This window comes from Streptomyces sp. DSM 116793 (assembly GCF_057320905.1).
On record NZ_CM170494.1, the window covers coordinates 6,316,926 to 6,331,696 of the forward strand.

Consider the following 14,771-nt stretch of genomic DNA (forward strand, 5'->3'; position numbering starts at 1 on the left):
GTCGTCAGGCCTTGACGTACGTCTTGTACAGCAGGGTCGCCGAGAAGAGCGGATCCATCATGGCGCCGCCGACCTTGGAGCCGTACAGGTAGTAGCGGCGCTGGTAGGTCTCCGGGATGATCGGCACGACCTCCTTCATGATCCGCTTGTCCAGCTCAGCCCAGGTCGCGCCGGCTTTCTTCTGGTCCGCGATGGTGACGTCCGTCTTGATCGCGGCGTCGATCCACGGCACCTTCGTCTGAGAGACGTTGTTCTGGCCGTTGCCGATGCTGGAGCTGTCGAACAGCGGCTGGAGCATGGTATAGGCGGTGGGCCAGTCCGCGGACCAGGCGAACCACATCACGTCGAAGTTGTTGTCGGTCTGTTGGACCTGGTCGTAGTACGACGTGGAGTCCGTGGGCTTGATCACCGGTGAGAACCCTGCGGCCTTGAGTGCCTGTTCGATGACCACGGCGGTCTTGTCGTACGTCGGGCTCTGCGGGTAGGTGTAGACGATCTTCTGGCCCAGCTTGCCGGCCTTCTTCAGCAGGGCCTTGGCGGCTGCGGCGTCACCCCGCGGCTTCTTCAGCTTGCCGTACAGGTCGAACTTCTCGCGGCCCAGGATGTCGGGGCTGAGGATCGTGGTGGCGTAGTCGCCCGCCGCGGGGCCGCCGTAGATCGTGCGGATCTGCTCCAGCGGCCAGGCCATGTTGAGGGCCTTGCGCACCTCGACGTCCGTGATCCGCTTGCAGTTGATCGCGTAGTAGTAGGTGCCCGTGATCAGGCCGTTGAAGGAGCGGGCCTTCAGGTCCGGGGTGGAGAGGACCTTCTGCAAGCGTTCGGCCGGGACCTGCTTGTAGATGGAGACCATCTGCTGGTCCGTGCCCTGGTCCGCGATGAAGCGGTCCGTGGACTCCAGCTGGGTCGGGCCGAACTCGAACTCGAAGCTGTCCGGGTAGGCGTTGCGGATCGGGTCCGTCTTCGGGTCCCAGTACTTGTTGCGGGTCATCGTCATCGACTTGTCGATGCTGCGGTGCTTGACGATGTAGGGGCCGTTGGAGAACGGCTGCTTGTCGTACTTCTCCTTGGTGTCGGCGTGCACCGGAGTCGGGGCGTACGAGTGCATGGCGAGCGTGAAGTTGAAGTCCGGACGGGCTTCCTTCAGCTTGAAGGTGATCGTCTTCTTGGCCTTGTCGGTGACGATCGAGTCCAGGTGCTTGCCGCCGTAGGGGCCGTCGTAGCCCTTGCGCCAGTCGCCCTTGCCGGTCAGCGCCTGCTGGACGTAGGCGGCGCCCTCGGTGATGAACGGCGCCCAGCAGCGCTCGATGCCGTGCCGGACGTCGTCGACGGTGACGTCCTTGCCGTCCTGCCACTTGATCCCGTCCTTCAGCGTGAAGGTCCAGGTCTTGTTGTCGGCGGAGGCGGTGCCGACGTCGGTCGCCAGGTCGCCGACGAGGGTCAGGTGCCCATTCTGGTCGATCTTGTAGCTGGTGAGGCAGCGGGCGAAGAGCAGCGCCGCGGTGGAGTTGAACGCGAAGTAGATGCGCTGCGGGTCGAGGTGCGAGAAGTCGTCCTCGGAGACACCGTAGATCGTCCCGCCCTTCTTCGCGCCCGGTATCTCGGGCGCGGGGCCGGTCGAGTCCTCTTTGGTGCCGATCTTCACCTTTGCACCGGTGTACGAGGTGGCGCCGGGGGCCGGTGAGTCGTCACCGCCTGCGTTGCCGCTGCTGCAGGCGGACAGCACCATCGAGCTGCCGGCCGCAACTGATGTGGCGATGAGGAAGTTTCTCCGGGAAAACGACATGGCTACCTGCCCTGAGAGTCTGGATGAGCGAAAGTGGTGATCGGCGGGGCCCCGTCGCCCCGCCGGTCATGGCACGGAGTGGATCAGCGCTGGGTCTTCGGGGCGAGCGCCTCGGGGACCGAGTCGAGTGCGTCGCGGTCCGGACCGCCCCGGAGACTTAAGGCCAGCACGAAGATCACCGTCAGGCCTTGACGTAGCAGTTCCAGAGCAGCGTCGCCGCGAACTGGGGGTCCATTATGGCGCCGCCGACCTTGGAGCCGTGCAGGTAGTAGCGGCGCTGGTAGGTCTCCGGGATGACCGGGACGACCTCCTTCATGATCCGCTTGTCCAAAGCCGCCCAGGCCGCGCCGGCCTTCTTCTGGTCGGCTATCTCGGCGTTCTTCTTGATGCCCTCGTCGATCCACGGCACCTTGACCTGCGAGACGTTCTGCTGGCCGTTGCCGATGTTGGCGCTGTCGAAGACCGGCTGGATCACCGGGTACGCGCCGGGCCAGTCAGGCTGCCAGCCGCCCCACATCACGTCGAAGCGGTTGTCCACCTGTTGGATCTGGTCGTAGTACGACGTGGAGTCCGTGGGCTTGATCACCGGTGAGAACCCTGCGGCCTTGAGTGCCTGTTCGATGACCACGGCGGTCTTGTCGTACGTCGGGCTCTGCGGGTAGGTGTAGACGATCTTCTGGCCCAGCTTGCCGGCCTTCTTCAGCAGGGCCTTGGCGGCTGCGGCGTCACCCCGCGGCTTCTTCAGCTTGCCGTACAGGTCGAACTTCTCGCGGCCCAGGATGTCGGGGCTGAGGATCGTGGTGGCGTAGTCGCCCGCCGCGGGGCCGCCGTAGATCTTGCGGATCTGCTCCAGCGGCCAGGCTATGTTGAGGGCCTTGCGCACCTCGACGTCCGTGATCCGCTTGCAGTTGATGTAGTAGAAGTAGATGCCTCCGACCAGGCCGTTGAACGTGCGCGCCTTCAGGTCCGGGGTGGAGAGCACCTTCTGCAAGCGCTCGGCCGGGACGGCCCTCTCGATGGAGACCGTCTGCTGGTCCGTGCCCTGGTCCGCGATGATGCGGTCGGCGAGTTCCACACCGGTGACGCCGAACTGCAACTCGAAGGAGTCCGGGTAGGCGTTGCGGATCGGGTCCGTCTTCGGGTCCCAGTACTTGTTGCGGGTGAAGGTCAGCGACTTGTCGGTGGTGTGCTGCTTGATGAGGTAGGGGCCGTTGGAGAACGGCTGCTTGTCGTACTTCTCCTTGGTGTCGGCGTGCACCGGGGTCGGCGCGTACGAGGCCATGGCCAGGATGAAGTTGAAGTCCGGGCGGGACACCTTCAGCTTGAAGGTGATCGTCTTCTTTGCCTTGTCGGTGACGATCGAGTCCAGGTGCTTGCCGCCGTAGGGGCCCTCGTAGCCCTTGCGCCAGTCGCCCCTGCCGGTCAGCATCTGCTGGACGTAGACGGGGCCCTCGGTGATGAACGGCGCCCAGCAGCGCTCGATGCCGTGCCGGACGTCGTCGACGGTGACGTCCTTGCCGTCCTGCCACTTGATCCCGTCCTTCAGCGTGAAGGTCCAGGTCCTGTAGTCATCGGAAGCGGTGCCGATGTCGGTGGCGAGGTCGCCGACCAGCTTCTGGCTGCCGTCCTGGGCGATCTTGTAGCTGGTCAGGCTGCGGGCGAAGAGCCGCGTGGCCGTGTAGTTCAGCGCGTAGTAGACCCGCTGCGGGTCGAGGTGCGAGAAGTCGTCCTCGGAGACACCGTAGATCGTCCCGCCCTTCTGGGCGCCGGGTACCGCGGGGGCGGGGCCGACGGAGTCCTCCTTGGTGCCGATCGTCACAGACGCGTACTCGGTGGCGCCGGGGGCCGGTGAGCCGTCACTGCCGCCGCCCGCGTTGCCGCTGCTGCAGGCCGACAGCGCCATCGAGCTGCCGGCCGCAACTGATGTGGCGATGAGGAAGTTTCTCCGCGAGAACGACATGCCTACCTGCCCTGAGAGTCTGTGAGAGCGTGGGTGGTGCTCCGGCGGGGCCCCGTCGCCCGGCCGGTGATGGCACGGAGTGGATCAGCGCCTGGTCTTCGGGTCGAGTGCATCGCGGACCGAGTCGCCGAGGAGGTTGAAGGCCAGCACGAAGATCACCATCGTGAGCCCGGGGAACAGCATGAAGGTGATGTCGTCCTGGTAGACGTCGGCACCACGCTGGAGCATCACGCCCCAGTCCGGGGTCTTCGCCGTGAGCCCGACACCGAGGAACGCGAGTCCGGCCTCCGCGGTCACATAGAGCGGCAGTGCCAGCGTGGCCTGGATGAGGATCGGCGTCCAAAGGTTCGGGAGCAGTTCCTTGAAGATGATGCGGGCCGGCGAGGCCCCGGTCACCTTGGCGGCTTCGACGAACTCGCGCTCCCGCAGCGCCAGCACTTCACCGCGGAGCAGACGCGCGATGGGCGCCCAGCCGAACGCCGCCATGACCGTGATGAGGCTGGTGACCGTGAGCCACGTGGGAACGGCATCGTCCGGGGCGACCAAGATCGTGATCATCACCGGCCAGAACGCGATGAAGAAGAGCGTCTGCGGGAAGGCCAGCAGGATGTCGATGACCCGGCCGATGAAGTAGTCCGTCTTGCCGCCGAGGTAGCCGGCCGTGATGCCGATGGTGATGCCGAGCAGCGTCACCAGCAGGGTGACCGCGCCCGCGATGAACAGCGAGTTCCGGATCCCGTACAGCAGGAACGTGAACAGGTCACGCCCGAGCTGCGGTTCGATGCCGAACCAGAAGTCGCTGCTGATACCGCCGTTGGGCTTGATCGGAAAGCCGAAGTCGTTCAGCAGGCCGGGCTGGTTCTGCCCGTAGGTCGTGTACGGGTCCTTGCCGTACAGCTTGGCTATCAGCGGAGCGCAGAGCGCCACCACGAAGTAACCGATCACCACATAGGCGGAGACGACGCCCGTGCGGTCGCGCCTGAAGCGCCGCCACGCCAGTTGTCCGGGGGAGCGGCCTTCGCCGCCCTTCGGCCCGGATGTGTCGGGCGTGAGCATGTCTTTATCGGCCACTACCTCGAGCGGGGCGGCGGCAGATGGAGTTGGGGAGGTCATGGCACTCCTGGCCCGGAGGGGTCGTAACACTCCGCAGGACGCGCCCACGGGCTACGCGGACCTTTTCAACCCTGTTCGTCCAGGGTCAATGAATCGTTGTCTGCCTTGACCTTCTCTTTAATCTTTTGGTGATTACATGACCAAACCTCCCCGGAGAGATTACATCTACGGGAGTAGATTATTTGGACGTTTATGGACTTACCGGGAGGTTCTGGCATTGAGTTCGATAACCGGGCAGCCTTGTCTCGGATTCCGTACAGGGGGTGGGAGCTGTTCCGGTGGCCGGTCGCCGGTTGGCTGAAAATGGTGTACTGGTCTGGGTCGTGGGCCCGTTGGGCGCGCCCTTCCGGTGGGGGCGTGCCGGAAGGGCGCGGGGTGGGGGCGCCGACCGCCCCGAAACCGTTAACAAACAGGCAACTCGCCCGACGCGACGGCGATATACGCGACGGCCACTCTTGAAGACGTACGGCCGTGCGGGTGCCGTGGATCGGCCGGGACGCTCATGCCAAGGCGCGGCATGTCCCGGCCGATGGGCACACCCCGGCCGTTTCGCCTGTGCAGGCGGACAGGCGGACAGGCGGACAGGCGGACAGGCGGACAGGCGGACAGGCGGACAGGCGGACAGACAGGCAGGCCGGTGCCGAGCCGGGGGCCGGGGGCTGAGCCTGGGGGCCGGGGGCTGAGTCGGGGGCCCTGGGCTGAGCCTGGGCCCGGGGCCGGCCCCGCCCGCCGGCCGAGGCGGCCCTACTCGGCCGGGCCGCCGGCCGGAAGACCCAGCGCTCGCTTCAGGAAGTCCACCTGAAGCAGCAACAGGTTCTCGGCCACCTGCTCCTGCGGCGTCATGTGCGTCACCCCGGACAGCGGCAGCACCTCGTGCGGACGGCCCGCGGCCAGCAGGGCGGAGGACAGCCGCAGGGAGTGGGCGACGACCACGTTGTCGTCGGCGAGGCCGTGGATGACCATCAGCGGACGGTGCGGCCCGGCGGACGACGAGAGACCGGCGTCGTCCACGAGCGAACTGCGCGCGTACACCTCGGGAGACCGCTCCGGGTCGCCCAGGTAGCGCTCGGTGTAGTGGGTGTCGTACAGCCGCCAGTCCGTCACCGGGGCCCCGGCGACGGCCGCGTGGAACACATCCGGCCTGCGCAGCACCGCGAGCGCCGCCAGGTAGCCGCCGAACGACCAGCCCCGCACCGCGACCCTCTCCAGATCCAGCGGGAACCGCCCGGCGAGCGCCCGCACCGCGGCGACCTGGTCGTCGAGGACCACCGTGAAGTCGTCCTTGACCGCCTTCTCCCAGGCGGGTGAGTGCCCCGGCGTGCCGCGGTTGTCGGCGATCACGACAGCGAAGCCCTGGTCCGCGAACCACTGCGAGGTGAGGTACGCGTCGTGCGCGGCCAACGCCCGCTGGCTGTGCGGACCGCCGTACGGATCCAGCAGCACGGGCAGCGGCCCGTCCGTCTCACGGTGGTTCCGGGGCAGTACGACGGCACACGGGATCCGGCGTGCGCCCTCGTGATCACGTGCGCCTCCCCCGCCATGATTGGATCGCGCGGAAGTGCGTCCGCCCTGGTCGAAGGGGGTGCCCTGGGCGCCGGACGGGGCGTGGGCAACCTCGGCGGACCCCGCGGTGCCCTGACCCGGCCGGGTGCCGGCCGCTCCCGTGTCCGGTTCCCCGGGGGCCGCGGGCCCGGCAGCCGCGTCCGGCCCCGCGAGCACCTGCGTGAGCGTCACCCGGGGCGAGAAACCGGGCTGTTCGGCCACCGAGGCGACGGTCGCCAGACGTTTGCCGTCGCGCAGCACCTGCACCAGCCTGCCCGGCCGGTCCAGCACCGCGGAGGACAGCACCGTCACCGCTCCGGACCGCACGGCGGCATGCACCCCGGGCTCCTGCGAGACGCGCTCCACCCCCAGCTCGTTGACGCGGTACACATGCACCTCGCCCGGCTGGGCCTCCTCGGCGGCCGCGCCCGCGGACGCCGAGACGAGCACGTCGTCGTCCGAGACGTCCAGCACCGCCCGTACGTGCAGCTGCGGCCCCGTCAGCGGCCGGTCGCCCACCGACAGCACCCGTGCCCCGCCCTCGTCCGCGATCCGCACCAGATGGCCGCTCGGCGACCAGCACGGCACCCCGGAGAACAGCTCCAGCCACTGCGGGTCCTCGTCCGCGTGCACCAGCCGCGTGCCGCCGTCGTCCGGGTCCACCGCGAGGAACAGCTGGCTGCGCTGGTCGCGGGCCTGCACCTGGAGCAGCGGCGGCCCGTCCGCCGACCAGTGCACCCGCGCCAGGTACGGGTACCGCTCGCGGTCCCACGCCACCTCCGTGCGGGAGCCGTCCAGGCCCAGCACGAAGAGCCGCACGTCAGCGTTGGGCGTGCCCGCCGCCGGATACGCCACCCGCGCGGGCTCCTGCTCGGGCCGCGCCGGGTCGGCGATCCACCACCGCCGCACGGGGGTGTCGTCGACCCGGGCCACCAACAGCCGGTCGGACGCCGGGGACCACCAGAAGCCCCGCAGCCGGTCCATCTCCTCGGCCGCGATGAACTCCGCGAGGCCGTAGGCCACGCCCTCCGACTCCGGCTCGGCCAGCGCCCGGTCCAGCGGCTCGGCGGCGGCCTCCCGCGGCTCCCGCGCCACCGTCACCACCCGCAGCGCGCCCCGCGCGGCATAGGCCACGTGCCGGCCGTCGGGCGACGGCCGGGGGTCGAGCACCGGCCCGGGCACGGGCAGTTCGCGTGCCGTGCCGGCCCGCAGCTCCGCCGTGAACAGCCGGCCGGAGAGCGTGAAGGCCGCCAACTCCACGGCCAGGTCCGTCGCGAAGCCCACGATGCCCGCGCCGCCCTCGCGGGCGCGCTCCCGCCGGGCCCGCTCGTGCGCGGACAGGCGCTCCTCGCCGCCGCCCAGCAGCACCACGGGGTCGGCCGCGATCCGCTCCACGCCCTGCGGCCCGTCGTCGAGATCCAGGACCCACAGCAGATGCGCGCGGTCGGTGCCGGACCGGGACCGCAGGAACGCGACGCGGCCGCCGTCCGGCGCGACGCGGAACGCCTTGGGGGCCCCGAGCGTGAAGCGCTGGGTGCGTGCGTGGCGGCGCGGAAAGGAGTCAGGGTGGCTGCTCATCCCCCGAGACTAGGGCCTGTCCGACAGTTCGCGTCGGATCAGCCGGGGTCGTCCGGTGCGGTGCATCGCAGGGCGGAGGGTCGCCCTCATACGTATGAGGGGCGCCTCCCACGCCTTCACGGCAGTGGGGACGCGGGCCCGGCCGGAAGCGTCAGGCAGGCCCCAGGGGCCGCCCGGTCCGGGGCGGATCGACAGCGCCCCCGGACGGCGCACGCCTGCGTCGGAGTGCCCCGGCACACAGGCCCCGTTCCTTCCGGGGCGTGCCCGGCGTCAGGGCCCGGCCGGAAAGGGGCGCACGGCATGCGCCCCTCGTGCTGCCGTGCACCAAGTATGTGCGATCCAAGCACAGCCAACGGAAAGTTATGATCAGTCGCGCTGGGTGGGTAAGCCCCAGGGGCACTTCCCGTGGGCAATTCCCCGCTCGGCCCGTCATGTTGCCTGCGTTACGACCGATCCCCCTGGAGGTGGGCCGCCGTGGCACTCTCGATTTCAGCGGTGGTGCTGCTGCTGGTCATCGTCTTCATCTTGATCAAGAAGTCGGGCCTGAACGCAGTACACGCCATCGTCTGCATATTGCTCGGCTTCTACTTGGCCAGCTCCTCCATCGCGCCCACCATCACCGAACTCACCAGCAACGTCGCAGGCATGATCGGCAACCTCAAGTTCTGATCCGGGGGTCCGCGAGCCGGGCCACGCCCGGCCGCGGCCCGCACCGCTGACCGCGCCCGGGAGCCCCGGCACGGGTGCGCCGGGCAGCCACGCCCGGCGGCCCGCGGGGATCCGGACATCCCGCCGCCCCGCCCTCGTAGGGTGGGCGCATGACGGAACTGCCCGCCCGGCGTCTGCTGCTCGTCCACGCCCACCCGGACGACGAGTCGATCATCAACGGCGCCACCATGGCCAAGTACGCCGCCGAGGGCGCCCATGTCGCCCTGGTCACCTGCACCCTCGGCGAGGAGGGCGAGGTCATCCCGCCCGGTCTCGCCCACCTCGGGCCGGACCACGAGGACCGGCTCGGCCCGTACCGCGCCACGGAGCTGGCCGCGGCCATGCGGGAGCTGGGCGTCACCGACCACCGCTTCCTCGGCGGTCCCGGACGCTTCCGGGACTCCGGCATGATGGGCACCGAGCAGAACACCCGGCCGGGCGCCTTCTGGTCCGCGGACGTCGACGAGGCCGCGGCCCTGCTCGTCGACGTCATCAGGGAGCTGCGCCCGCAGGTCCTCGTCACCTACGACCCGCAGGGCGGCTACGGTCACCCCGACCACATCCAGGCCCACCGCGTGGCCCTGCGCGCCGTAGAGCTCGCCGGCCGGCCCGGCGGCCGCCCGGGCGCCCCGCACACCGTCCAGAAGGTCTACTACAGCCGTGTGCCGCGCTCCGTGGCCGAGGCCGGCTTCGCCCGGCTCGGCGCCGAGCTGCCCCGGCTGCCGTTCCCGCTCGCCGGCACGGTGGACGACGTGCCCGGCGTGACCGACGACGCCGCCGTCACCACCGAGATCGACGGCACCGCGCACGCCACCGCCAAGGCCCTGGCGATGCGCGCCCACGCCACCCAGGTCCAGGTCGCCCCGCCCTGGTTCGCGCTCTCCAACAACCGCGCACAGCCGCTCTTCCCCGTCGAGTACTACGAGCTGGCCCAGGGCACCACCCCCCGCGGCACGGGACGCGAGACGGACCTCTTCGAGGGCGTGACGCCGTGACGCGGGCCACCACGGCGGATGCGGGGCGGCGGACCCGGTGGGGGCCGAGGGGCCGGGCGGGCCGTTGTGACGGACCCCACGGCACACACGTACGGACGGAATGAGTGAGAGTCTTATGAGCGCAACGAAAAGAGCCGCCGCGGCCGGTCTCCCGCCGGGGCCCGGCAGTTACCTCACCCGGCCCCCGGACCCCGGCCGTATCGCCGCCTGTTCCGGACTTTTCGTCCTCGGCGCGGTGATCGGCGTCGCGGGTGCGCTGCTCCAGGCCGCATGGTTCCCCGGTGGCCTGTTCCTTGCCCTGATCGCGGCGGCGGGCCTGTTCCGGGGCGGCGGCCTGGTCACCGGCACCCGGCCCGGCACCATCGCGCCCGCGGGGGGCTGGCTGATCGCGGTCCTGCTGCTCACGGCCACCCGGCCCGAGGGTGACTTCCTCTTCGGCGCCGGCGCCGGTTCGTACCTCTTCCTCCTCGGAGGTTTGGCAGTCGCGGTGATCTGTGCCACCCTCCCCCCAGCTCCAAAGGGGCAGGGAGAACCCCCGAGCCCCGGGCGATCGGGCGGAGGCGGCGCCCGTCTTGGTAAGTGATGCACCACTCCACCGTGCGATGCGCGACCTTGCACCGCCGGGATTCCGTCACCGTCTCCGGAACCGGAAGGGGGGCGGCCAGTATGGTGGTGCGCGCCGCCGAGCCTCCTCCTGCCCGCGGTGGGGGCCCCGGCATCCGGGGCACCTCCCACGCCTAGGGGCACTGGGGAAGGAACGGGCGGTGGAGCCAAACAGGAGAACCTGCCTTGAGTCGTGAAACTGACAATTCGTCCCCCGGGTCCCAGGGCCGCGGCGGAGCCGCGTACCCCTCGGGGACGCCTCCGTACGGCATCCCGGCACCGGGCGCCGCTGCCGAAGCGGGCACGGACGCAGGGCGGCAGGCCCCGGACGCCCCGGCGGAGGAGCGCAGGACCGAGACCACGCTCACCACCCGGGTCCGCATCAGCATCCCGGGCTCCCGGCCGATCCCGCCCCTGGTCATGCGGACCCCGATGTCCGACCTGACCGAGGCGGCCAAGGGTGCCGGCGGGGCCACCGCGAGTGCCGCGGACCCGGTCGGCGACGGCGCGGGAACGCCCGCGGAGGGCCCGGCGGGCGGCTCCGGCCAGGGCGGCTCCCGCGGCGGCTCCGGCGCCAGGAGCTCCCGGGAGGGCGGCTCCGGCGCGGCGGACGCCCCGGCGAAGGAGCGCACGAGCGACTGGTTCGCGCCCCGCAAGCCGGCCGCGCCCCGCAGTGGCGCCACCCCACCCGGCGGCCGGGCCTCCGGCGACACCCTCGGCGGTGACCCGTTGGGCGACCGTCTGGGCGGCGGTGACCCGTTGGGCGACCGTCTCGGCGGCGGTGACCCGTTGGGTGATCCCCTCGGCGGCCGTGACCCGTTGGGCGACGACAGCACCGGGTCCGTGCGGCGCCCCGGCTCCGATTTCGGCGCGGACGACGGCGCCGGCTCCGCCTTCGACACCGGTGCCCGTGCCGGCCTCGGCCCCGGTGCCGGCACCGGGGCGGGCTCCGGCCCCCTGGGCGGGGACCTCTCGGAACACGGACAGAGCGGACCCGGCGACACCTTCGGCGGGGACCCCTTCACGGACCGCTCGGAGTTCAGCGGCTTCGCGGAGCACCCCGAGGGCCCCGGCGCGGGCGGCGCCTCCGGCACGGCCGGGCCGCACTCACCCGGCGGTATCGACCCCAAGGCGCTCGGCGGCTCCACCGGCGGCAACCGCAGCGGCCTGTACGACCTGTTCGGCGAGCCCGCGCCGGGCGCCGCGGCCCCGGCGGGCTCCGCCGGCGAGCGCAGCAGCGGCACCTACGCCGTGCTGGGGGACGGCCCGGCCGCTCCCGGCGGCCCCGGCGACGCATCCGGGTCGGAGCGCAGCAGCGGCACGTTCGACGTGTCCGGCGCGGTCGCCTCCGGGCCGCTCGGCAGCGGTGGTCCCGGCGGCGCCGGGGGCTCCGGCGGTCCCGGTGGCTCCGCCGGTGGGCCGCGCGCCTCGGACCTGTCGTTCTTCAACGAGACCTCTCCGGGCGCCTCCTCGGAGCCGTCCCCCGACGGCACGGGCGGCAAGAACGTGCTGCCGCGGCGGCCCACGGGACCGACCGGCGGCCCCGTGACCGGTGACAGTCCGCTGGCGGCCCCCCGGGGCGCGGACGAGGCCGGCGGCGGCCCGCTCGGCGGCGACCGCGGACCGGGCGCGGCCGGCGGCCCCGGCGAGGCCGGCGGCGCACGGCCGCGGATGAGCGACGACACCGCTGTCCTCACGCCGCAGAAGCCCGCACCGGACCCGGGCAGCCCCGAGGACAACGTCGCGGGCCACACCGTCACCAGCGGCATCCGGGTCGTGCCGTCCCCGCAGAACTCCCCGTTCGGCGCCCCCGCGCAGGAGCCCGAGGCCGGTGTCCCGCACACCCCGCCGAAGCTGCCCGACCCGGAGCCGCGCAGCGCCCCCGCGGCACCCGCGCCGAAGAAGAAGGGCCGCAGCAAGCTGGTGCTGCTCGTGGCGGTGCTGGTCGTGCTGGCCGGCGGCGTCTACGGCGCCGGGCTGCTGGTGAACCACGCCGACGTGGCCAAGGGCACCACCGTCCTCGGCGTCGACATCGGCGGCGGCACCCGGGACGAGGCCGTCAAGAAGCTCGACGCGGCCTTCGGCGACCACACCGGCATGACGCTCAGGCTCTCCGTGGCCGGCAGGAGCGTGCCGCTGCGGCCCGACCAGGCGGGCCTCGCCCTGGACACCGACGCGACCGTGCAGGCCGCCGCGGGCAGCGACTACAACCCCATGACGGTCGTCGGCTCGCTCTTCGGCGGCAAGCGCGTCGTGCAGCCGGTGATGCCCGTCGACGAGGAGAAGCTGCACGCCGCCCTGGAGCGCGCGGCCGGCGGCGCCGGCTCGGCGACCGAGGGCACCATCAAGTTCGAGCCGGGCAGGGCGGTCGCCGTGTACGGCAAGGCGGGCAAGGCGCTCGACGTCGACAGGGCCGCGGCGGCCGTGCAGGCGGCGTACCGCAGGCTGGTCGAGACCGGCCACAGCGACCCGGTGCCGATGCCGCTCACGGAGCGGCGGCCCACCGTCAGCAATGCCGAGGTGGACCGGATGATGCGGGAGTTCGCGAAGCCCGCGATGTCCGGGATCGTCACCATCAAGGCGGGCTCCGCGTCCATCCCGTTCGGGCCGGAGAAGTCGCTGCCGCAGATCCTGGGCGTGCAGGCGGTCGACGGCAAGCTCGTCGACACGTACGACCGGGCCGCCGTCAAGAAGCTCTACGGCACGACCTTCGACGGGGTCCTCATCACCCGGGGCGACGGCAGGAAGACGCCCGTCACGCCCGAGGACGTCATCGGGGCGATGCGCAAGGCGCTGCTGGGCAGGACGCCGGCCGAGCGGGTGGGGGTCATCGAGACGAACCCCAGCTAGCGGTTCGGGCTCCGGCCCGATGCGGGGGCGCCCCCGGTCCGCTCCGTGCGGACGGGGCGCCCCCGCTCCCCCTGTCTCCGGGTGGCGCTGCGGGCGCGCGCGACCGGAACTTTTCCACCCATCCACCCATCCACCCAAGGGGTGAACGGAACCGACGGGCGCCCGTGGACCGGGCGGTACCCGGGGGAGGGCGCCGGTGGCAGCTCGTGGGCTGGACGGGGCCGGGGCTGGTCCGGTGGCGGCCGGGGGTGGCGTCGCGTGGAATGGTGGCGCCTGGGGCGGACGGCGCCCGAGGGGCGTGTGGTGCGCGTTGGGACGGGCTGGGGCAGGGGGGTGTGCGCCTCAGCTCATCCCGTCCCGGGCACCAGAGGCCCGCGGGGCCGGTGCCCGTCAGCGACGTGGCCGACGCCCGTCGGGTGTGGCCGGCGCGGGAACGGCCAGGTGCCGGTGGGCATGGCCGGGAGCGGGCTTGCGGGGCACCGGGATTCGTTTCAAGGTGGCCACACATCGGATGCCGGGTTGGGAACGACAGGACGGGTGGGGCCGTATGACGTGGGAGTTCACCGACGACCGTGAGGTCACCGTGCGGGCGGCCGGGCGGCCGGAGCGCATAGCGGCCTATCTCCGGACCGGAGCCGGCCTGTGGGATCTAGGGATACGTCCCGTCGGCGTCTACGGCTCCGGGCACGACGGTGAGCGTCCCGACCCGGCCAAGTCGGGCGGCCTGCGCGGGCAGGACGTGCCCTACCTCGGCGCCGGCGGCGCGCTCGACGAGGCCGCGCTCCGCTCGGTGCGCCCCGATCTGATCGTGGACGTGACGTACGACCGGGAGCACGCGTACGCGGTGGACGACGCGGTCGCCGCGCGGGCCGGCGTCCCGGTGCTGGCGCTCGCCGTCTCCGGGGACGTCTCCCTCGGCCGCATCCTGAGCCGGTTCGCCGAGCTGGGCCGGGCCCTCGGCGGGCGCGGCGGGCACCGCTCCGTGGACGTCGCCGGGGACGCGGACGGCACCCCTGCGGAGGGGCTCGCCGCCGCGGAGGAGGCGGTGCGGGGCGCGGCGCAGGGCACGCCCGGGCCGCGGGTGCTCGCGCTCTCCGCCGCCGGGCCCGAACAGGTACATCTGGCCCGGCCGCGGACCTGGCCCGAACTGCGGCACCTCGCGGACCTCGGCGTACGGTTCGTCGAGCCCGGGGCGGGCGGCGTCAACTGGTCCACCACGACCTGGGAGGACGCCGCCGGGCTCGGGGCGGACGTGATCCTGGTCGACAGCCGGGGCAATGCCGTCCAGCCCCGGGACCTGGACGGCGTCCCCGGCTGGGCCACCCTCTCCGACGGCGCGGTCGTGGCCCCCTGGAACCCCGAACTCCCCGTCAGCACCCCCGCCTGCGCCGCCTTCTTCCGCAAGGTCGCCACAGCCCTCACCTCCGCCCACCTCCACAGCACCCCCTAACCCAACGGCACCACGTCGCCACTGCCCCAAGGGGGCAGTCCGGGCAGCTCGGGGCGCAGCCCGGTTGGAAAGGGGCGGGGGGAACTGCGTGCTCAGCCGAGTCGATGCCGGCAGGTCGCCACGGTCCCAAGGGGGCAGCCGGGGCCGTGCCCGACCCACCGCCGGGGCGGGCCCGTGCCCCAGGCACCC

The 14,771-nt window shown here is 71.9% G+C and carries 9 protein-coding genes; 5 read left to right on the forward strand and 4 right to left on the reverse strand.

Annotation, left to right across the window (positions count from 1 at the left end):
• Nucleotides 1-4: 4 nt before the first annotated feature.
• From ACSMXW_RS24815 to ACSMXW_RS24830, 4 genes are all read right to left on the reverse strand, one after another.
• A complete protein-coding gene (locus ACSMXW_RS24815; RefSeq protein ID WP_485799471.1) occupies nucleotides 5-1,783 on the reverse strand; it encodes an ABC transporter substrate-binding protein in 1,779 nt (592 codons plus the stop codon).
• Between the two features lie 181 nt (nucleotides 1,784-1,964).
• Nucleotides 1,965-3,743 carry an ABC transporter substrate-binding protein gene (locus ACSMXW_RS24820; protein ID WP_485799473.1) on the reverse strand — a complete coding sequence of 593 codons (1,779 nt, stop codon included), beginning with the start codon at nucleotides 3,741-3,743 and terminating at the stop codon, nucleotides 1,965-1,967.
• An 84-nt stretch (nucleotides 3,744-3,827) separates the two neighbouring features.
• Nucleotides 3,828-4,799, reverse strand: coding sequence for an ABC transporter permease (locus ACSMXW_RS24825; RefSeq protein WP_485799475.1), 972 nt, complete (start codon nucleotides 4,797-4,799; stop codon nucleotides 3,828-3,830).
• An 801-nt stretch (nucleotides 4,800-5,600) separates the two neighbouring features.
• Nucleotides 5,601-7,976: a S9 family peptidase gene (locus tag ACSMXW_RS24830; RefSeq protein WP_485799476.1), complete on the reverse strand. Its 2,376-nt coding sequence runs from the start codon at nucleotides 7,974-7,976 to the stop codon at nucleotides 5,601-5,603.
• A 474-nt stretch (nucleotides 7,977-8,450) separates the two neighbouring features.
• Between ACSMXW_RS24830 and ACSMXW_RS24835 the strand changes: the two genes are divergently transcribed.
• From ACSMXW_RS24835 to ACSMXW_RS24855, 5 genes are all read left to right on the forward strand, one after another.
• Nucleotides 8,451-8,645 carry a hypothetical protein gene (locus tag ACSMXW_RS24835; RefSeq protein WP_212908723.1) on the forward strand — a complete coding sequence of 65 codons (195 nt, stop codon included), beginning with the start codon at nucleotides 8,451-8,453 and terminating at the stop codon, nucleotides 8,643-8,645.
• Between the two features lie 149 nt (nucleotides 8,646-8,794).
• Complete coding sequence (gene mshB, locus ACSMXW_RS24840; protein ID WP_485799480.1) at nucleotides 8,795-9,679, forward strand: N-acetyl-1-D-myo-inositol-2-amino-2-deoxy-alpha-D-glucopyranoside deacetylase; 885 nt, start codon at nucleotides 8,795-8,797, stop codon at nucleotides 9,677-9,679.
• A gap of 115 nt (nucleotides 9,680-9,794) precedes the next feature.
• Nucleotides 9,795-10,262 carry a DUF6113 family protein gene (locus ACSMXW_RS24845; protein ID WP_485799482.1) on the forward strand — a complete coding sequence of 156 codons (468 nt, stop codon included), beginning with the start codon at nucleotides 9,795-9,797 and terminating at the stop codon, nucleotides 10,260-10,262.
• Between the two features lie 206 nt (nucleotides 10,263-10,468).
• Complete coding sequence (locus tag ACSMXW_RS24850; protein ID WP_485799484.1) at nucleotides 10,469-13,132, forward strand: hypothetical protein; 2,664 nt, start codon at nucleotides 10,469-10,471, stop codon at nucleotides 13,130-13,132.
• A 547-nt stretch (nucleotides 13,133-13,679) separates the two neighbouring features.
• Entirely contained in the window at nucleotides 13,680-14,582 is a 903-nt protein-coding gene (locus ACSMXW_RS24855) for an ABC transporter substrate-binding protein (RefSeq protein WP_485799486.1), read from the forward strand.
• The last annotated feature ends 189 nt before the right edge of the window (nucleotides 14,583-14,771 follow it).